The sequence below is a fragment of the Tropicimonas marinistellae genome, from assembly GCF_001509585.1.
GTDB classification, from domain to species: domain Bacteria; phylum Pseudomonadota; class Alphaproteobacteria; order Rhodobacterales; family Rhodobacteraceae; genus Tropicimonas; species Tropicimonas marinistellae.
In genome coordinates, this window is record NZ_LNCI01000003.1 from 268488 (window position 1) to 288537 (window position 20050).

The 20050-nt window shown below is 67.8% G+C and carries 17 protein-coding genes; 14 read left to right on the plus strand and 3 right to left on the minus strand.

Annotated elements, in window-relative coordinates; all coding sequences use genetic code 11:
• Positions 1–13: 13 nt before the first annotated feature.
• The 6 genes from ARC39_RS07510 to ARC39_RS07530 all read left to right on the plus strand — a co-directional run bounded on the left by ARC39_RS07510 (position 14) and on the right by ARC39_RS07530 (position 5331).
• Positions 14–586, plus strand: a complete 573-nt coding sequence (locus tag ARC39_RS07510) for a tetratricopeptide repeat protein (protein WP_149866344.1) — start codon at positions 14–16, stop codon at positions 584–586.
• 27 nt (positions 587–613) lie between these two features.
• Positions 614–3709 carry a helicase-related protein gene (locus ARC39_RS07515; RefSeq protein WP_068112411.1) on the plus strand — a complete coding sequence of 1032 codons (3096 nt, stop codon included), beginning with the start codon at positions 614–616 and terminating at the stop codon, positions 3707–3709.
• Positions 3710–3725: 16 nt separating this feature from the next.
• Complete coding sequence (locus ARC39_RS07520; RefSeq protein WP_068112414.1) at positions 3726–4127, plus strand: RNA-binding S4 domain-containing protein; 402 nt, start codon at positions 3726–3728, stop codon at positions 4125–4127.
• A gap of 47 nt (positions 4128–4174) precedes the next feature.
• Entirely contained in the window at positions 4175–4510 is a 336-nt protein-coding gene (fdxA, locus tag ARC39_RS07525) for a ferredoxin FdxA (protein ID WP_068112416.1), read from the plus strand.
• Positions 4511–4687: 177 nt separating this feature from the next.
• Positions 4688–4825: a hypothetical protein gene (locus ARC39_RS25820; protein WP_161470941.1), complete on the plus strand. Its 138-nt coding sequence runs from the start codon at positions 4688–4690 to the stop codon at positions 4823–4825.
• On the plus strand, positions 4822–5331 hold the full coding sequence (locus ARC39_RS07530) for a CarD family transcriptional regulator (protein ID WP_068112420.1): 510 nt from the start codon (positions 4822–4824) through the stop codon (positions 5329–5331). Before ARC39_RS25820 ends, ARC39_RS07530 begins: the two co-directional genes overlap by 4 nt.
• Before the next feature lie 83 nt (positions 5332–5414).
• Here ARC39_RS07530 and putA read toward each other — a convergent pair whose 3' ends face one another.
• Entirely contained in the window at positions 5415–8873 is a 3459-nt protein-coding gene (gene putA, locus ARC39_RS07535; protein ID WP_068112422.1) for a bifunctional proline dehydrogenase/L-glutamate gamma-semialdehyde dehydrogenase PutA, read from the minus strand.
• 123 nt (positions 8874–8996) lie between these two features.
• Here putA and ARC39_RS07540 point away from each other — a divergent pair, with 123 nt between their 5' ends.
• Positions 8997–9461, plus strand: coding sequence for an Lrp/AsnC family transcriptional regulator (locus ARC39_RS07540; RefSeq protein ID WP_068112425.1), 465 nt, complete (start codon positions 8997–8999; stop codon positions 9459–9461).
• 14 nt (positions 9462–9475) lie between these two features.
• Here the strand turns inward: ARC39_RS07540 and ARC39_RS07545 are convergent, their stop codons facing one another.
• Positions 9476–9820 carry a hypothetical protein gene (locus tag ARC39_RS07545; protein ID WP_068112428.1) on the minus strand — a complete coding sequence of 115 codons (345 nt, stop codon included), beginning with the start codon at positions 9818–9820 and terminating at the stop codon, positions 9476–9478.
• A 393-nt stretch (positions 9821–10213) separates the two neighbouring features.
• Here ARC39_RS07545 and ARC39_RS07550 point away from each other — a divergent pair, with 393 nt between their 5' ends.
• Positions 10214–12913, plus strand: coding sequence for a calcium-binding protein (locus tag ARC39_RS07550; RefSeq protein WP_068112432.1), 2700 nt, complete (start codon positions 10214–10216; stop codon positions 12911–12913).
• A gap of 9 nt (positions 12914–12922) precedes the next feature.
• On the opposite strand, the gene ARC39_RS07555 is transcribed toward ARC39_RS07550, so the two are convergent.
• A complete protein-coding gene (locus ARC39_RS07555) occupies positions 12923–13945 on the minus strand; it encodes a LacI family DNA-binding transcriptional regulator (protein ID WP_078059132.1) in 1023 nt (340 codons plus the stop codon).
• A 200-nt stretch (positions 13946–14145) separates the two neighbouring features.
• Between ARC39_RS07555 and ARC39_RS07560 the strand changes: the two genes are divergently transcribed.
• The 6 genes from ARC39_RS07560 (at position 14146) to ARC39_RS07585 (ending at position 19669) form a co-directional block, all read left to right on the plus strand.
• Entirely contained in the window at positions 14146–15132 is a 987-nt protein-coding gene (locus ARC39_RS07560) for a tripartite tricarboxylate transporter substrate binding protein (protein WP_068112438.1), read from the plus strand.
• A 117-nt stretch (positions 15133–15249) separates the two neighbouring features.
• Entirely contained in the window at positions 15250–15723 is a 474-nt protein-coding gene (locus ARC39_RS07565) for a tripartite tricarboxylate transporter TctB family protein (protein ID WP_068112442.1), read from the plus strand.
• A gap of 7 nt (positions 15724–15730) precedes the next feature.
• Complete coding sequence (locus ARC39_RS07570; protein ID WP_068112444.1) at positions 15731–17251, plus strand: tripartite tricarboxylate transporter permease; 1521 nt, start codon at positions 15731–15733, stop codon at positions 17249–17251.
• On the plus strand, positions 17248–18039 hold the full coding sequence (locus ARC39_RS07575) for an HpcH/HpaI aldolase family protein (RefSeq protein ID WP_068112447.1): 792 nt from the start codon (positions 17248–17250) through the stop codon (positions 18037–18039). Before ARC39_RS07570 ends, ARC39_RS07575 begins: the two co-directional genes overlap by 4 nt.
• Before the next feature lie 29 nt (positions 18040–18068).
• Positions 18069–19067: a dihydroxyacetone kinase subunit DhaK gene (locus ARC39_RS07580; RefSeq protein ID WP_068112449.1), complete on the plus strand. Its 999-nt coding sequence runs from the start codon at positions 18069–18071 to the stop codon at positions 19065–19067.
• Complete coding sequence (locus ARC39_RS07585) at positions 19064–19669, plus strand: DAK2 domain-containing protein (RefSeq protein ID WP_068112451.1); 606 nt, start codon at positions 19064–19066, stop codon at positions 19667–19669. Before ARC39_RS07580 ends, ARC39_RS07585 begins: the two co-directional genes overlap by 4 nt.
• Positions 19670–20050: the final 381 nt, after the last annotated feature.

The window sequence follows — 20050 nt, forward strand, 5'->3', positions numbered from 1 at the left end:
ACTGACCTTCGTTATGGGTCGCCTGCTGCCATCTCTCAACCGCTTCGTTACGGCATTTTTTGCCGCAGTTGTTCTCGTCTCCGCTCCGGCCGCCGTCATGGCGCAGGACAGCGAGGAAATCGCCCGACTTCTGGGCGAACTCGCGAAGCCCGATCAGCCGGGCTGGGAGCAGATCGAATCCAGCATCATCCGGGAATGGTCGAAATCCGGCTCGCCGGCGATGGACCTGTTGCTGGAACGGGGCGAGGAGGCGCTTGAGGCTGGCGACATAGACGCCGCCATCGAGCATTTCACCGCGCTCACCGATCACGCGCCGGACTTCGCCGAAGGCTGGAACGCGCGGGCCACGGCCTTTTTCCATGCGGACGAGCTGGGCCTGTCGCTGGCCGATATCGAACGTACGCTGGCGTTGAACCCGCAGCATTTCGGGGCGCTCTCGGGCCTGGCGATCATTCTGGAGGAGCTTGGCTACGACGCCGAAGCGCTGGAGGCTTACCGCGCGGTCGAGTCTATACATCCCCACCGGCCCCCCGTAAAAGAAGCCATCGAACGGCTGGAGAAAGAGGTCGAGGGCGCGCGCCTCTGAGCGATCGCCCCGCCAGAGGGACCCGAAATGTTGCGAGAAACCACCGTGACCGCGGTGCTGGGTCCGACGAACACCGGCAAGACTCACTACGCGATCGAACGTATGCTGGCGCACCGCACGGGCGTCATCGGCCTGCCGCTGCGGCTCCTGGCGCGCGAGGTCTACGACCGGATCGTCGCCCTGCGCGGGCCCTCCGTCGTGGCGCTCGTCACCGGCGAGGAGCGCATCGTGCCGGAGCGGGCCGCATATTGGGTCTGTACCGTGGAGGCGATGCCGACGGACATCGGCGCCGACTTCCTAGCGGTGGACGAGATCCAGCTCTGCGCCGATCTCGAGCGTGGCCACGTGTTCACCGACCGGTTGCTGCGCGCCCGCGGGCTGCACGAAACCATGTTCCTGGGGTCCGACACCATGCGCGGCGCCATCGCCGCACTCGTGCCGAAGGTGCAGTTCTTCCGCCGGGAACGGTTCTCGGAACTGACCTACGCGGGGTCCAAGAAAATCTCCCGCATGCCGCCACGCTCCGCCATCGTCGGTTTCTCGGTGGAAAACGTCTATGCCATCGCCGAGTTGCTGCGCCGTCAGAAGGGCGGGGCGGCGGTGGTGATGGGGGCGCTTTCCCCGCGCACCCGCAACGCCCAGGTGGAGCTCTACCAGTCCGGCGAGGTGGATTACCTCGTGGCCACCGACGCCATTGGCATGGGTCTCAACCTCGATATCACCCACGTCGCCTTCTCCGGCCTGCGCAAGTTCGACGGGCGGCGGATGCGCGACCTCTCCGTGCCGGAACTCGCGCAGATCGCGGGCCGTGCCGGGCGCTACAAGACCCACGGCACCTTCGGCGTGACGGGGGAGGCACATCCGCTCGACGAGGAGGTGGCGGAGGCGATCCAGTCCCACCGCTTCGCGCCGGTGCGCAAGCTGCAATGGCGCAATTCCGAGCTGGAATTCGGCACCGTGGAACGGCTGATCGGGTCGCTGGAGGCCCGCACCGACGACGAGTTGCTGACCCGTGCCCGGGAGTCCGACGACCTGATGGCGCTGAAGTCGCTGGCCGCCGAGGCGGAGGTCCGGGGGCGAATCCGTGGCCCCCGGGACGTGCGTCTGCTGTGGGACATCTGCCGGATTCCCGATTTTCGTGGCATCAGCCATGCAGAACACGCAAACCTCCTGGGCCTGATCTTCGGCTTTTTGCATGACGTGGGTCGCGTGCCGGACGACTGGATGGCCCGCCAGATCAAACGGATCGACCGAAATGATGGCGATATCGACACATTGTCGAAAAGATTGGCGTATATACGCACCTGGACCTACGTCGCGCAGCGATCTGGCTGGCTTGACGACGAAATTCATTGGCGCGGCGAAACCCGCGCGGTAGAAGACCGACTGTCGGATGCCCTGCACGGGGCGCTGACCCAGAGATTTGTTGACCGGCGCACCAGTGTTCTGCTGCGCCGGTTGAAGCAGAAGGAGGGCCTTGTGGCCGAGGTGAACGACAAGGGCGAAGTGACGGTCGCGGAGCAGTTCGTGGGCCGTCTGGAGGGCTTCCGCTTCAGCCAGGACAAGTCCGCGACGCCCGAAGAGGCGAAGATGCTGCGGCAGGCGGCGATGACCGCGCTCAAGCCGGAGTTCCACCTGCGCGCGGATCGTTTCTACAACGCGCCCGACACCGAGATCGACTTCACCGAGCAGGGCGGCCTCATGTGGGGCGAGCACGCGGTGGGCAAGCTGGTCAAGGGCGGCGAAGCGCTCAAGCCCACGGTGGTGGCCTTCGTCGAAGAGGACGCCGGACGCGAGGTGGCCGAGAAGGTCACGCGCCGCCTGCAGCATTTCATCGACCGCAAGGTGGCGACCCTCTTCGACCCATTGCTGGCGATGAGCCGCGACGAGGGGCTCACCGGCCTTCCGCGCGGCTTTGCCTTCCAGCTTCTCGAATCCTTCGGCGTGCTGCCGCGCGACGGCGTGGCCGCCGACGTCAAGGCGCTCGACCAGGACGCCCGCGGCCAGCTTCGCAAGCATGGCGTGCGCTTCGGGCAGTACACGGTCTTCCTGCCGCTGTTGCTGAAACCCGCGCCGACGCGCCTGCGCCTCGTGCTCTGGTCGCTCTGGAACGATCTCGACACCTTCCCCGAAGCGCCGCCGCCCGGCCTCGTGACCGTACCGGTGCCGGAAGGCACGCCCCAGGAACATGCCGCCATGTCGGGCTACCGGATCGCCGGCACGCGGGCGATCCGCATCGACATGCTGGAGCGGCTGGCCGACATGCTGCGCGGCGAGGACAGCCGCGCCGGTTTCGAAGCCAAGGCCGACATGCTGTCGATTACCGGCATGACGCTGGACCAGTTCGCCGACCTGATGCAGGGGCTGGGCTACCGCGCCGAGAAGGCGGAGCGCGAGAAGGTGAAGGCACCGCGCACCGATGCCGCGCCGGCCGCCGGGACCGATACGCCGCCGGAAGCGGCGCAAGCCGATGACACCGCCGAGGAGGGGGCGCCTGTCCCCGACGAGGCGGTTGCCACCGAAAGCGCCGAGGCCGCCGCCGAGGCCGCCGCACCGGTTCCGGCCGAAGATGACGCCGCGCCCTCCGAGGCAATGTCCCCGGACGCCGAGGCCGCCCCGGCCGACACGACGCCGGACGCACCTGCGGATGTCGCGCCCGAGGCTCCGGAGGCTGCCGTCGAGGCCGCGGCCGAAGCCACGGCCGAAGCCGATGGCGCAAGCGCCGATGCGGCGGACGCCGAGGCCGCTGGCGAGACGGCTGGCGGGTCGCGCGACGACACCGCGGAAAGCGCCGAGACGGCGGCCGACCCGGACTCCGCCGAGCCCGAGCCCGAAATCGAAGTCTTCTACACCTTTACCTGGGCGCCGCGCCGGCAGGGCGGCGGTCGCCCGCGCCGGGAGCACGGCAAGTCCAACGGTGGCGGCGAGCGGACCGGCGGCAAGGGCCGTGGCAAGCCGGGCAAGGGCGGCAAGCGCCCGCCGCGCCACGAGGGGAAGGGCGGCAAGGGCGGCAAGTCCCATGGCGCCAAGACCTATCAGGCGCGCCCGCCGAAGAAGGAAAAGCCGATCGACCCGGACAACCCTTTCGCCGCGGCGCTCATGGGGCTGACGGAGAAGAAATGACGGGCTGGCACGCGCCATGAGCCCGCCCGCCGAAGGCCCGCGTTCGGGGAACGAACCGGCGTCGCTGCGGGTCGACAAATGGCTCTGGCATGCGCGGTTCTTCAAGACCCGCAGCCTGGCGGCCCGGCAGGTCGCCGACGGCAAGCTGCGCATCAACGCCACCCGGATTTCCAAGCCGGCCCGCACGGTCAGTCCCGGCGACGTGCTGACCTTTCCGCAGGGCCATGCCATCCGGGTGGTGCGGGTGGTCGCGCTCGGTGCGCGGCGCGGCCCCGCGCCGGAGGCGCGGGCGCTCTACGAAGACCTCTCCCCGCCCGAGACCCAGCCCGCTCAGCGCCCGCTGTCCCGTGGCGGTCCGCGCCCGACGAAAAAAGAACGTCGGAGATTCATCAATTCGGGCCCCGATCCGCTTGAATAGCCCGCAGCGCTCGGTTACGTCAGTCCAAATCAATCCGGAGCATGCCCATGACCTATGTCGTCACGGAAAACTGCATCGCCTGCAAGTACACCGACTGTGTCGAAGTCTGCCCTGTGGACTGTTTCTACGAGGGCGAGAACTTCCTCGTGATCCACCCAGACGAATGCATCGACTGCGGCGTCTGCGAGCCGGAATGCCCGGCCGACGCGATCCGCCCCGACACCGAGCCCGACATGGAAAAATGGGTCGAATTCAACCGGAAGTACTCCGAACTCTGGCCGGTGATCGTGACCAAGAAAGATCCGATGCCCAGTGCCGAGGAGATGGACGGTAAGCCCGGCAAGATGGATCTCTTCTCCGAGGCGCCAGGCGAGGGCGGCTGATCCGCGATTCGTCCGGGCGCGCCGGACGGAACGTACCCGTGCGCCCGCCTTCCCGGCCGGGCACTCGCAAGAATCCGCCGTTTTTTTACCGGTTTTCGGGCCGTTTCATGGCGTGCCGCAGCGCGGCACTATGAAAACGGCAAAAGATTTGCTATATTCCTCTGACGATGAGCGAAGATGACTGAGAACCGCCATATGGGGCTGCTCGCCTGTATGGTGGATTTATTGCGCCCTGCCGGGATGGCCACGCCGGAAAACACGTTTCCGGGGCGGCTTTCTTTGGCTTTCGGCGTCGCACTCGAGGGGATCATATGACCAAAACCAAAAAAACCGAGTTCCGCCCGAACGATTACGTCGTGTACCCGGCCCATGGCGTCGGGCAGATCATATCCATTGAAGAGCAGGAAATCGCGGGACTCTCCCTGGAACTATTCGTCATCTCCTTCGAGAAGGACAAGATGACTCTGCGGGTGCCCACCAACAAGGCCACCGAGGTCGGCATGCGCAGCCTCAGCTCGCCCGATGTCGTCTCCAAGGCGATGGGAACCCTGAAGGGCAAGGCCAAGGTCAAGCGCGCCATGTGGTCCCGCCGCGCGCAGGAATACGAACAGAAGATCAACTCCGGCGACCTGATCGCCATCGCCGAAGTGGTGCGTGACCTGCACCGCACCGACGACCAGCGCGAGCAATCCTACTCGGAGCGCCAGCTCTACGAGGCCGCGCTGGAGCGCCTGACCCGCGAGGTCGCCGCCGTCTCCGGCGAGGGCGAAAGCGACGCCCAGAAGAAGGTTGACGCCGTGCTGGTCAGCCGCGCCGCCTGAGCGGGCGCACCCACCGGACAGACCAAAGGGGCCGCAAGGCCCCTTTTTTTATTGCTGCGGCGCCAGGGAGCGCCAGCCACGCGCTATTCCGCCGCCGCCGCGAGCAGCGCCGCATTGCCGCCGGAGGCGGTGGTGTCGACGCAGACGTGCCGTTCCAGGTGGAAGGCGGCGGTCTCTCCCGCGCCCGTCACCAACGGCAGGATCGCGCCGCTCCGCGCCGCGAGCGCCCGCCGGAGCGCACGTGCCGTCTCCCCGTCGCCCCACCACATCACCGCCGCGATCCCGGTGAGGCCGGTCAGCATCTCCGGGGCGAGCGAGCCCTCGACCAGCACGGGCGTCGCCCCGGCTGCCGCCGCCTCGGATGCCTGTGACGCGCGCGCCTCGGCGCCGGGGCCGAGGCAGAGAACGCGCCCGCGCGGCAGGGTCGAGAGGCGGTTGGACTCGCCCGTCGGTCCGGGCATGTCCTCGCGTGAGATTGCCACACTGCCGGGCACGGCCGCCTCGATGCTAGCCTGCACCGCCTCGGGTGCCAGCTCGGGTGCATCCGCGGCCGCTGCCTGCGCCGCCGGCGCGACAGCCTGCGTGAAATGCGGCACGTAGGCCGGCCCGCCTGCCTTCGGCCCGGTGCCCGACAAACCCTCGCCGCCGAAGGGCTGCGAGCCCACCACCGCCCCGATCTGGTTACGATTGACATAGATATTCCCGGCCTTCACCCGGTCCACCACCGTCTGCACCCGGTCGTCGATCCGCGTGTGCAGCCCGAAGGTGAGCCCGTATCCGGTGGCGTTGATCCGGTCGATCACCTTGCCCAGCTCCTCGGCACGGAACGTCGCCACATGCAGCACCGGGCCGAAGACCTCCCGCTCCAGCGCCTCGATGCCCGCGACGCGGATCACCGCCGGGCCGCAGAAGAGGCCCTGTTTCGGCACCGGCAGGCGATAAATCAGCCGCCCCTCGGCCTCCGCCTTCGCCACGTGGGCCTCGATGGTCGCCCGCGCCTCGGCGTCGATGACCGGGCCGAGATCGGTGGAAAGCGCCCAGGGGTCGCCCGGACGCAGGCATTGCATCGCGCCTCTCAGCATCTCCAGCAGGCCCTCGGCGATATCCTCCTGCACGTAGAGACAGCGCAGGGCGGAGCAGCGCTGCCCGGCGCTCTGGAAGGCGGAGGCGAGGATGTCGCGCACCGCCTGTTCCGGCAGGGCGGTGCTGTCCACGATCATCGCGTTGAGCCCGCCCGTTTCCGCGATGAGCGGCGCCGACGGGGCGAGGTTGTCCGCCATGGACCGGTGGATCGCCTGGGCGGTGTCTGTGCCGCCGGTGAAGCAGACGCCGGTGACGCGTGTATCCGAGGTCAGCGCCGCGCCCACCACCTCGCCGCGCCCCGGCAGCAGGTGCAATGCGCGCCCCGGCACGCCAGCCTGGTGCAGCAGGCGCACGGCGGCGGCGGCGATCAGCGGGGTCTGTTCGGCCGGTTTGGCAAGCACGGCGTTCCCCGCGGCAAGGGCGGCCGCGATCTGGCCGGTGAAAATCGCCAGCGGGAAGTTCCACGGCGAGATACAGGCGAAACTGCCGCGCGCCGGGCGCTCCAGATCCGGAATCCGGCTCGCGTAGTAGCGCAGGAAATCCACAGCCTCGCGCAATTCGCCCATCGCGTCCGGGAGCGTCTTGCCGGCCTCCCGCGCGGCGAGGGCAAAGAAGAGGCCGAAGTTCTCCTCATAGAGGTCGGCAGCCCGGTTGAGCACCGCGGCGCGCGTGGCCGGTGGCGCGGCCCAGGGCTCCGCCGCCGCCAGCGCCTCGGCAACCTGCGCCGGGGTGGCTTCCGATACATGGCCAACAACGTCGTCCGGTTTGGCCGGGTTGTGCAACTCCAGCGTCCCGCCGTCGTGCTCTCTGCCGCTCAGGATCGGCCCGCCGGTGAACTGGGTGTCACGGTACGGCGCGCGCGCGGCGTCGATCTCCGCCAGGTCGTCCGGGTCGGTCAGGTCCCAGCCGCGAGAATTGCGTCGGGCACTGCCATAAAGCCCAGCGGGCGCCACCACCGGCGTCGGGCGGGCCAGCGCGGCGCGGGCGGCGTCGAACGGATCGGCGACCACCACCGCCGCCGGCACGGTCTCGTCGACGATCTGGTTGACGAAGGACGAATTGGCGCCGTTTTCCAGGAGCCGCCGCACCAGATAGGCCAGCAGGTCGCGATGCGCGCCCACCGGCGCATAGATCCGGCAGCGCGTGCCTTCTGCGTCCTTCACGATCTGGTGTAACCTCTCGCCCATCCCGTGCAGCCGCTGGAACTCGAAGCAATCGCGATCCGGTGCCATCTCAAGGATGGCCGCCGCCGAATGGGCGTTGTGGGTGGCGAATTGCGGATAGATCCGCGCACGTGCCGCCAGCAGCCTGCGCGCGCAGGCGATGTAGCTCACATCGGTGACCGGCTTGCGTGTGAAAACGGGGAACCCCGTGAGCCCCATCACCTGCGCGCGTTTGATCTCCGCGTCCCAGTAGGCGCCCTTGACCAGCCGCACCGTGAAGTGGCGGTCAAGCTCCTCCGCCAGCGCCACGATCCAGTCGATCGCCGCTGTGGCGCGGGGGCCGTAGGATTGCACAACCGTGCCGAACCCGTCCCAGCCCGCCAGCGCCGGATCGCGGGCGACAGCCTCGAACACGTCGAGGGTCAGCTCCAGCCGGTCCGCTTCCTCGGCGTCGATGTTGAGGCCCATGCGGCCGTGTTTGCAGGCCAGTGCCAGGTCGCGCACGCGCGGCACCAACTCCGCCATCACCCGGTCGCGCTGGCTCACCTCGAAGCGCGGATGCAGCGCGGAGAGCTTCACCGAGATACCGGGGTTGGCACGGATGTCGCCGGTCTTGGCGGCAGGCGAGATCGCATCGATCGCGGTCAGGTAGGCGGCGTGATAGCGCAGCGCATCCGCCTCGGTCCGCGCGGCCTCTCCCAGCATGTCGTAGGAATAGGCATATCCCTGCGCCTCCATTTTCGCCGCCCGGCGCAACGCGGCGGCAATGCTCTCTCCCAGCACGAACTGGCTGCCCATCTGCCGCATCGCCTGGCCCACCGCGGTGCGGATCACCGGCTCCCCGAGTCGCCGCACCGCCCCGCGCAGGGTGCCCGCGAGCCCCGGATGGTCGCTGTCGAGCACCTTGCCGGTCAGCATCAGCGCCCAGGTGGAGGCGTTCACCATGTAGGAAGCCGACTTGCGCAGGTGCCGGTTCCACTCCGACGGCGCGATCTTGTCCTCGATCAGCGCATCGATCGTGGCCGCATCGGGCACCCGCAGCAGCGCCTCGGCCAGGCACATCAGCGCGATCCCCTCGTCGGTGGACAGCCCGTATTCGGCGAGGAACATCTCCATCAGCCCCGGATCGTCGGATTTGCGGATGCGCGTCACCAGGTCCGCCGCCTGCGCCACGATCCGCGCCCGCGCGTCGGTGTCGAGGCCGGCAATCGCGGCGAGGTCCTCCAGGCGGGCGGCCTCGTCGGGCAGGTGGAGTGCGCGGAGCTGCGCACGGGCGGTGTCGAGCGTCTGGGTCATGGTGGAGCCTGCGGTTGGAATGGCACCAGTGTAATGGAGGCCGCGCGGTCGAATGGACCGAATGCACCTGATCTACAGACGATAGTATTGAGTTGAGCCCCAATGAAGGGAAATATGACTTCCATGTCCGAGAACGACCAATCCCTTGATTCCTTCGATCATGCCATTCTGGATGTGGTGTCCACCGAGGGGCGCATTCCGGTCACGGAACTTGCGCGCCGCATCGGGCTTTCCAAATCGCCGACCCAGGCGCGGCTGAAGCGGCTTGAGGCCGATGGCGTCATCACCGGGTACCAGGCATTGCTGGACCCGATCCGGCTTGGCCGGGCGCATGTGGTCTTCGTCGAGGTCCGGCTCGACGACACCCGGGAGAAGGCGCTGTCCGCGTTCAATCGCATGGTGCAGACCATCCCGGAAGTGGAGCAATGCCACATGATCGCGGGCAGCTTCGACTACCTGCTAAAGGTCCGCACGGCCGATATCCAGAGCTACCGTCAGGTCCTCGCAGACCGCCTTTCGGCTCTGCCCCACGTGGCCAGCACCTCGACCTATGTCGCGATGCAGGCGGTCAAGGAGGGGCAGCTCTAGCCCGGCGCGGTGGCCTAGCGGCCGCTGCACCGCCGGATGATCGGCACCAGTTCGTCATGGACCTGTTCGGACGCGATGCCCAGCGTCGCGCCGTCGGGCGCATAGAGCACCACGTGGCCGGAGTGCTCAATCGTGCCCTTGCGGTACCAGCCCGCCGGCGGCCCGGAGAAGACCTCCACATCCATCCGCCAGCCCTCGGCAGTGGGTTCGGTCCGGAACCGCACCGGCAGGCGCTCCAGCCGCGGTGCGATGCAGGCGAAGGTCGTATTGGGCGCCCGCGACGTGACTCCCACCGGCACGTCCGGCGGCGCGGCGCATCCCGCAGCAGCAACAAGGGAGACAAATGCCAGCCGTTTCATGCGCCCATCCTACGCCGTTAACGGTTCGTTAGCATCGTTTTCCGGCGGAGATGGTTAACGCCCCCATGGCGCGGCGCAGTGGCGTGCGCCGGTCCCGCCGGTGCGCCCGGCATTAAGAGATCCACATCACGGTTAAGCGCGCGGTAACGGACCCTGTCGCGGCAGGCCCGTGGAGAAAACGCGCGCAACCACAAGAAAACACTTGAAATTCGAGGAGTTTGACGCCGCAGACGCTGGCCCGGCGGTCGGGCGTTTGAGGAAAATGGGAGCGAACTTCCTCATTCCCGCCACGCTTCGTTAAGCCCCGGCCAAGGCACGCGGTTGCTTCATCGGCAGGACTTCACACGGGTCGGACGCACGCATCGCGTCCGGCCGTCCGCCTCGAGGCCACCGATGACGACCCATGTTGCGTTCCAATCCGCCGGGACCCCGCTCGGCACAGTCTCCGCCGACATGTTCGGCGGCAACTTCCTGATCGACCGCGACCGCATGGACGCCGGCACCTACGACGAGGCCATCGCGGACCTGGGGCTGACCAACCTGCGCTATCCGGGCGGCTCTATCACCGAGTGGTACTTCGACATCACCGATCCCGACAAGACCAGCGTCTGGGACCCGGACCGGGGCGAAATGCGCGATCTGCTGCCGCTCTCCACCTTCCTCGCCCAGGCGGCGGAGGCCGGCGTCGGCGTCGATCTCGTGATCCCCACGGGCGCGCTGCTGGATACGGGCGCCCTGGGGGCCCGCGCCCCGGCGCCCGATGCCTATGACGCTGTGAAAACCTACGTCGCCGACGTTCTGGCCGGGGCATACGGCGACGCCCACATCGTCGGTATCGAGATCGGCAACGAATACTGGCTGTCGGGCGAGATGACGGATGCGGAATACGCCCGCATCGCCACCGTGATCGCCGAGGCCGCGCAGGCGGCAATTGACGAACACCGGGCCTCCGGCGCCGCGCCCGCCGGGTGGGAGGAGCCGGAGATTGCCGTGCAGATCGGCCAGTACGGCCGCTACTCCACCGACCCCGGGCACCTGCAGAACGATGTCGTCATGGCCGGGCTGTCCGATGCGGCGGCCGCCGCCATCGACGCGGTGGTGGCGCATTACTATACGTGGGGCAGCTACGACGACCTCGTGAATTTCGAGTACTACTTCAACCGGCTGGACAGCTGGCTGGAAGACGAGCGTTTCGCGGGCATCGAGTACCACATCACCGAGTGGAACACGTCCAACGGCCGCACCGATGAGACCGGGCTGAAACAGGCCTCGACGATCCTCTACATGTTCTCGGAGATGGTGGCGCAGGGGGTCGATGCGGCCTATGTCTGGCCGGTCCAGCAGAACAACGACACGAACCTCACCGGGAACGAAGGGGACATCGAGCTGTCCTTCGCCGGCGAGACCTTCCGGATGCTGTCCGAAAGCGTCTCCGGCATGGATCTGGTGCAGCGGCAGAGCTTCCGGTCCGGCGCCGCCTATGTCTATCGCGACGGCGGCGAGACGGTGATCTTCATCGCCTCGCGGTCCGATACGGCCGAAACCTTCCGGCTCGACCTCGATGCGCTCGGCCTGACCGGGCATTATTACTGGACCGAGGCGCTTGGCTGCGACGGCGCTGCCGACGACCCGGAGGCGGCGCCGCTCCTGACGATCGGGGCAGGGGCCGCCGATGCCGCGTCTCAGGCGCGGTTCTCGGTGGATGCCTACGGGGTCATGCGGGTCACCTTCATCGATGATACCTCAGGCGCGGCGGCAAGATTGCCCGACCAGATCGAAGGCTCCGAGCGCGGCGACGTGCTCACCGGGTCGGCCGCTGCCGATACGATGCATGGCCAGGGCGGTGCGGACCTGATCACCGGCGGTACGGGCGCCGACCGGCTCGCGGGTGGCACGGGCGACGACACCATCGACGGCGGCGGCCAGAACGACCGGATCGTCGCCGGGGCGGGCGACGATCTGGTGCGCGGCGGAAACGGGCGCGACCGGGTGAGCCTCGGCGCGGGCAACGACATCTTCCGCGACAACGGGCAGGTCGGGGTCGCCGGTGCGGATGTGGTGTTCGGCGGGGCGGGCGACGACCTGCTGGCCGGACGCGCCGGAAGCGACCGGCTGGAGGGCGGCGACGGGGCCGATACCCTGGAAGGCGGCAAGGGCGCCGATCTGTTGCGCGGCAATCGCGGCAGTGATCTCCTCCGGGGCGGTGCCAATGACGACAGGCTGGTCGGCGGTGCCGGCGATGATGCGCTTCATGGGGAAGCCGGGAACGACACGCTCATCGGTGGCGGTGGCGACGACAGGCTCAACGGCGGTACGGGCAACGACGAGATCGACGCTGGCGACGGCGACGATGTGGTCGCAGGCGGCAATGGCGCGGACCGGATAGACCTCGGCGGTGGCGACGACCTGTTCCGCGACACCGGCCAGACCGGCGCAGCGGGCGCCGACATTGTGAACGGTGGCGCCGGCGCGGACGTGCTTCGCGGGCAGGGCGGTTCGGATGTCCTGTCCGGCGGCGCCGGCGCCGACCGGCTGTCCGGCGGTGCTGCCGGCGACACGCTGCGATGCGGAGCCGACGACGATCTGGCCTGGGGCGGCGACGGGGCGGACCGGGTCTTCGGCGACGCGGGCGACGACACGCTCCGTGGCGGCAGCGGCAACGATGCGATTGACGGCGGTACCGGCAACGACACGCTGCGCGGCGACGACGGCGACGATTCCCTTTGGGGGCAGGAGGGCGACGATTACCTTGGCGGCTGGAGCGGCGACGACATTCTGCACGGCGGTCACGGCGACGACACGCTGATCGGCGGCACCGGGCAGGATTACCTTGCCGGCGGCGCGGGCGACGATCTGCTGATCGGCGGAGCCGGGGCCGATACCTTCGTTTTCGCCGCAAATGACGGTACCGACGTGCTCTCCGGGTTCGAGGCGCAGGACAGGATCCTCATCGACATCCCCGGTCTCGCCTATGCGGATCTGGAAATCTCCGTTGCCGACGACGGCACGGCGACGCTTCGGTTTGCCGGGACCGGCGTCCTGATCGAGGATCTCGGTACGGATCTGGACGCAACGGGTTTTCTCTTCGCCTGATCTGCCCGCTCAGGCGCCCGGTGCGGGCCCGGTGGTGCCGCGCAACACCAGTTCCGGCGCGATGACGCGGTGCCGGGGCGGCGCAAGCGGTGTATCGATCCGCTGCATGAGAAGTTCCGCCGCCGTCGTGCCGATCAGGTCCTTGTGCACGCGCACGGTCGACAGCGCCGGTTCGAAATAGGCGGTCTCCTCGATGTCGTCGTGGCCGATGATCGAGATGTCCTTCCCCGCCGTCAGGCCCTGTTCGCGGCAGGCCGTGACCGCGCCGAGCGCCAGCAGGTCGCCGAAGCACACAACGCCGGTCACGTCCGGTGCCTTCCGCAGGATCTCCGCCATCGCGTTGTGTCCGGCTTCCAACGTGGTCTGCGGCGTTCGCAACACCAGTTCGGGATCCAGCGGAAGCCCGGCGGCGCGCAGCGCGGTGCCATAGCCCTCGTAGCGGTCCTGCGCGGTGCTGGTGGACTGACCGCCGCCGATCCAGGCAATCCGCCGGTGGCCCAGCTCCACCAGCGCGTTGACCGCGAGTCGCAGGCTGAGCCGGTCGTCGTTCACCACGTGGTCGAACCCCTCGTCATCGAGGTTCCGCGACATCAGCACCGTCGGGAAGCTCGCCCGAAGGATATTGCGCAGCTGTGCCGGGTCGGTGCCCATCACCGGCGACAACAGCAGGCCGGCCGCGCCCTGTTCGAGCATGCGCCGGATGAAGGCGGTCTGGATTTCCAGGTCCTCATGCGTGTTGCACAGCACGAGCAACTTGTCGCGCAGCCGGAAGTGCCGCTCGATGCTGGTCAGGAACTCCGAGAAAACGGGGTTGCGCAAATCGTTCACGCACATCGCCAGCGTGTCGTTCGTGCCCTTGCGCAGATTGGCGGCGTGGCGGTTGTAGATGTACCCCATCTCGCTTGCCAGCCGCTTGATCTCCTTGCGCTTGGCCTCGGAAATCCTCGGATGGTCCCGGAGGGCCATGGATACCGCCGAAACCGATACGCCCGCGGCCGCCGCAACGGCCTTCAATGTAACCCGTGGCTTCACCGAAAATCCTCCCTCCCGCTTCCTCCCTATCTCGTCAGACAGGTGACGAATTGTCTCTACTCAACTCTTGCTCAATCGATTTACCAATGCTACCTTTTTCTTGCTTGGAGGAGCTGCACGACTTGTAACGGACGGCCGCGTCGGTTCCGGACAAACACACCCACGATACTCAAAGACGATGTCTACCTAGGGAGGACGATATGTCGAAAAATCCCCTGTCGGGCCTGCTGGCGGCGACGGCGCTCGGCGTCGGTGCGCTCATGGCGACCCAGGCCGTTGCCGAATGCGACTGGAAGCCGGATCGCGCCGTGACCTACGTGGTGCCATGGGGCGCCGGGGGCGGAACCGATGCCAACTCCCGCATGCTCGCCAGCCTGCTCAGCCAGGAATTCGGCGTGCCCTTCAACGTCGTCAACCGCACCGGCGGCAACGGCGTGACCGGACATTCCGCAATCGCCCGGGCCAAGCCCGACGGATATACCGTGGGCGCCGTGACGGTGGAGATCAACACCATGCACTGGGTCGGCCTGACCGACCTCACGCGGGAAAACATCACGCCGATCGCATTGGTGGACGTGGTGCCGGCCGGCTTCACGGTGAAGGCGGACTCGCCCTTCAATAGCGTCAACGAGGTGCTGGAAGTGGCCAAGGCAGAGCCGGGCAAGCTCACCGGGTCGGGCACCGCCCAGGGCGGCATCTGGCACCTGGCGCTGGCCGGCCTGCTGAACGCCGAAGGCCTGGACCCCGAAGCCATTCGCTGGATTCCCTCCAAGGGCGCCGCGCCCGCGATGAAAGAGCTGATGGCCGGTGGGGTCGACGTGGTGACGGTCGCGCAATCCGAGGCCAAGACGCTGATCGAACAGGGCGAGTTGAAGGGTCTGGGCTACATGCACACGGAGCGCATGGCAGCACTGCCCGATATCCCGACCACGGCCGAGCAGCTCGATTCCGGCTGGACGCTGGCGGCCTTCATCACAGTTTCCGGCCCCGAAGGCATGGATGCCGAAATCGCCTGCTCCTACGAGAAGGCCGCGCTCAAGGTGATGGACACGCAGGAATGGGCCGACTTCAAGGCCAGCCGCGGTGCCGACGTCGTGCTGATGGGCTCCGAGGACCTCGGCGCCATGCTGGAGAAGTCAGACGCTGCGCTCGGTGACACGATCAAGGCCATCGGTCTCGCGAAATAGTACCACGCGATAACGAACGGCGTCGCTCCCAGACGCCGTCGCCCCTCCGGGGCGGGAGGCCTCCCCCCTTAGCACCCGCCCCGGACTTTTCTCGCCCCGCACGACGAGAGTGGACCCATGATCAACAGAGATATCGTCACCGGCGCCGTCCTGGCCGCCGCGGGCGCTTGGCTCGCCTGGGAGGCACGCAGCTTCCCGACCCTGGGCGGTATGACCCACGGCCCGGGCCTCTTTCCAACCATCGCAGGCGCGGGGATGGTCCTCTGCGGCCTGCTGATCCTGATGACCGGTGTCATCGCGGCCGCCGCAAGTGCCACGCCGGTGGCGCCCGCGCCCGCCCTTGGCCGCCGCGGCTGGATCAATTCCGGTGCCGTGGTTCTGGGGGTCGTGTTCTTCGCGCTGTTCCTGAACACGCTGGGCTTTCACCTCGTGGCCTTCCCGCTGATGCTGGCGCTGTTGCTGCTCTTCGGTATCTCCTGGTGGAAATCGCTGCTGCTGTCCGTCGGCGTGACCATGCTCGTGCACCTGATCTTCTATTCGTTCCTGCATGTGCCACTGCCCTGGGGCATGCTCGAACCGATCGCCTGGTAGGTCGGCCATGATCGCAGATGTTCTCCTGACCGTCCTCGCCCCCGGCAATCTCGCCATTATCGCCGCGGCCACCTTCTACGGCTGTTTCGTCGGCGCGGTGCCCGGGCTCACCGCCACCATGGCCGTCGCCCTGCTGGTGCCCTTCACCTTCTTTCTGGACCCGATCCCGGCGATCAGCGCCATCGTGGCCACCACCACCACGGCGATCTTCGCCGGCGACATCTCCGGCACGTTGCTGCGTATTCCCGGTACGCCCGCCTCGGCGGCCTATGTGGACGATGCCCATGCGCTCAGCCAGTCGGGCCGGGCGCGCACGTCGCTCTTCGTCTCTCTGCTGACGGCCGCCATCGGCGGCGTGGTGGGCGTGCTGATCCTGATGATGGTCGCCCCGCAGCTTGCGCGCATCGCCATCAGCTTCTCCAGCTTCGAAACCTTCTGGCTTGCCTGTCTCGGGCTCAGCTGCGCGGTCTTCGTCGGCGGCGGCACCGTGCCCAAGAGCTTTGCAAGTCTCTGCATCGGCCTCGCCATCGCCTGTGTCGGCATCGACGTGGCGGTGGGGCACCCGCGCTATACCTTTGGCGTGCCCGACCTGCTCGACGGGATCAGCTTCATCCCGGCAATGATCGGGATCTTCGCCTTCTCCGAGGTGCTGCGGACGGTGCAGACCCTCGACAAGCCGAAGGAAACGCTCGCCCGCGTGACCGAACCGGTGGCCGAGGCCATCGGCAACGCCTTCCGCACCGTGGCGCGGTTCCCCTCGACGCTGGCGCGCTCCTCCGTGCTGGGCACGCTGGTGGGCGCCTTGCCCGGGGCGGGGGCCGATATCGCCGCCTGGATCTCCTACGCGCTGACGCGCCGCTTCTCGAAGAAGCCCGACGAATTCGGCAAGGGCAGCCTCGAAGGCGTGGCCGCAGGCGGCTCCTCCAACAATGCCGCCATCGGCGGCGCCTGGACACCGGCGCTGGTCTTCGGCATCCCCGGCGACAGCGTCACCGCCATCGCCATCGGCGTGCTGCTGCTCAAGGGCATGACGCCCGGGCCGCGGATCTTCATCGACCAACCGGAGCTGACCTCCGCGCTCTTCGGCTCCTTCCTTGTCGCCAACATCATGATGGTGCCGGTGGGTCTGCTGGCGATCCTCGCCTCGACGCATATCCTCAAGGTGCCGCGTGCGGTGATGGCACCGGTGATCCTGCTCTTTTCGCTGGTCGGCGCATTCGCCATCGCCGGCACGGTGACCGCCGTCTGGATCGTGCTCGCGCTCGGGCTCGCCGGTTACCTGATGGAGCAGAACGGCATCCCGCTGGCGCCCGCTATCCTCGGCATCGTCCTCGGCAAGATCATCGAGGACAACTTCATGATATCCATGATCAAGGCGCAGGGGGATTTCATGGCGTTCTTCGACCGTCAATACTCCCTGGTACTCGGGCTCTTCACACTCGCGCTCTGGGCATTGCTCATCTTGCGCGCGATCCGGGAAATGCTCCGGGCCGGGGCAAAGGAAAAAAGGAAAGGGGTTTCCGCATGACATCACGAAACTGGTTGAGACAGCAGCTGTCCGAGGGGCGGTGCGTTCGGGCGATATGGCTGGAACTCGGCGTTCCAACACTGGCCGAGGCCGCGGTCTGGGCCGGGTGGGATTGCGTGGTGATCGACAACGAGCACGGCGTCGCGGATCTGGAGACGACCGTGCAGATGGTGCGCGCCGTCGAGGCGGCCGGCGGCCATTATATCGTGCGCGTACCGTGGAACGACCAGGTCTACCTCAAGCGGATCCTGGATCGCGGGATCAACACCATCATGGTGCCAATGATCAACGACCGCGAATCCGCCGAGGCCGCCGTCGCTGCCTGCCGCTACCCGCCCGACGGTGCCCGCGGCTATGCGGCGCCCATCGTGCGTGCCTCGCATTTCGGTGCCAAGGCGGATTATCTCAGCACCGCCAACGACGAGCTGTTCCTGCTGGGGCAGATCGAGCATCGCGATGCCATTCCCAATATCGCCGAGATCGCCGCGGTGGACGGGATCGACCTGCTCTTCATCGGCCCGCACGACATGGCCGGTTCCATCGGCAAGCTGGAACGCCTGGCGGACGACGATGCGGAGGCGCTGGCCGCCGAAGCCGAGGCCGCCATTCTTGAGGCGGGCAAGCCCATGGGCACGGTCGGCCGGCCGCTCTGGAGCTACCGCGACTTGAAACAGCGCGGACACTCCCTGGTGGTCGGGCCGAACGAGATCGGCCTCTTCATGGAGGCAGCCCGGCAGGCCGCCGACGACATGGACACGCAATTCGACGCGCAGACGCCAGCGGAGTAACCGCAAGCGGCTAGAAAGGAGCGCATACGATGAAGAAGATCCTCAACGCCCCGGATGCCTACGTGGACGAGATGCTGGAGGGGCTTTGCGCCGCCCATCCCGAGCACTACGCACAGCCGGAGCCGCGCGTGATTGTCCGCGCCGGCGGCACCACGCCGGGCAAGGTCGGGATCGTCACCGGCGGGGGCTCCGGCCACCTGCCGGTCTTTACCGGCTACGTCGGGCGCGGGCTGCTGGACGGCTGCGCAATCGGCAACGTCTTTGCCTCGCCCTCCGCGGAGCAGATGGCCGCCACCATGCGCCATGCCCATGCCGGGGCAGGGGTCCTGTGCCTCTACGGCAATTACGGCGGCGACGTGATGAACTTCGACATGGCCAGCGAGATGGTCGAGTTGGAGGACGATATCGACTCGACCTCTGTCGTGCTGGCCGATGACGTCGCCTCCGCCGGTCCGGAGGAGGCGGTGAAGCGCCGCGGCGTGGCCGGCATGGTCTACGCCTTCAAGATGGCCGGGGCGAAAGCCGAGGAGATGGCCGGGCTCGGCGACGTGACCCGCGTGGCGCAGAAAGCGGCCGATGCCTGCCGCTCCATCGGCATGGCGCTTTCGCCCTGCACCGTGCCCCAGGCCGGCAAGCCCACGTTCGACATCGGCGAGACCGAGATGGAGATGGGCATGGGCATCCACGGCGAGCCAGGGATCTGGCGCGACACGCTCAAACCGGCGGACGCGATCGTCGACGAGATGATGGAACGCCTGCTGGCCGACCGGCCGCTGGGGCAGGGGGACCGCTACTCGATCCTCGTCAACAGCCTCGGCGCCACCCCGCCGGAGGAACTCTACATCATGTTCCGCCGCGCCAAGGCGGTGCTGGAAGCGACCGGCGCGCACATGGTGATGCCACTGGTTGGCCGCTACGCAACCTCGATGGAAATGGCGGGCGCGACGATCACGCTTTGCAAGCTCGACGACGAGCTTGAGGCGTTGCTCAAGGCGCCCTGCAATTGCGCCTTCTGGAGGGTGGGATGAGCGGATTCACCACCGAGAACCTGCGCCACGCGGCCGCGCGGATCGCCGATCACGCGGATGCCGTCGCCGCGTCGCTGAACGAGGCCGACGGCAAGTTGGGCGACGGCGACCTCGGCATCACCGTCTCGGCGGGCTGGCGCGAAATCGCGGATCACGCGGAGGCGCTTCCCGACGATCTGGGCAAGGCCTTCATGGAATGCGCCAAGTGTTTCCAGCGCGCCTCCTCCTCGTCCTTCGGCACGCTGGTGGCCACCGGGTTGATGAGCACGGCAAAGGCCTGCAAGGGCCGCGAGGCCGTGCCCTGGGCCGCCGTGTCGGCGCTGATCGCAGCCGCCGGTGAAGCGATGAAGGCCCGCGGCAAGGGCAATCTCGGCGACAAATGCGTTCTCGACAGCATGGACGCCATGGCGCGGGCCACCTCCGGGCTCGATGATCCGGCTGCCCTGCAAGCGGCTGCCTTCGCCGCCGCGACGGAGACGCTGGAGACCTTTCGCGACCGGCCGAACAGGCTCGGCCGCGCGCGGATGTTCGGCGAGAAGTCGATTGGCCTCGATGACCCGGGCCAATTGGCGGCGCTGGAAATGGCGCGCGCGCTTGCCTGAACATTGGCCTGAGCATTGGCCTGAGTAAGGGCGGAGCGGCGCCGCGCGCCCCGCACAGACGTTTCACAGAACCTGCGGGCCGGCAGGTACCGGCACGCAGGCCCGGCTCCCCCGGGGAGCGGCGCGGCCGGTGCGGCGGTCGTGCATCCCGCACTCACGGAAAGGGGAGGGGCGAGCGCCGCCGGGGCTTCGGCGGCGCTCGCATCCATCTCTGCCGGTCGTTCGCGCGGTCGCACGCCGGGTCGTCCATCAACTGACAGCCCGAAAAACCCGTGGCGCTGCCTTGCCCAAGGCGTCGGGCGGCGTCTGCCGCCGATGCGGCCCCCGGCGCACACCGGCGCCGGCCGCATCACGCCGCGCAAAAAGCAATGACGCCGGACC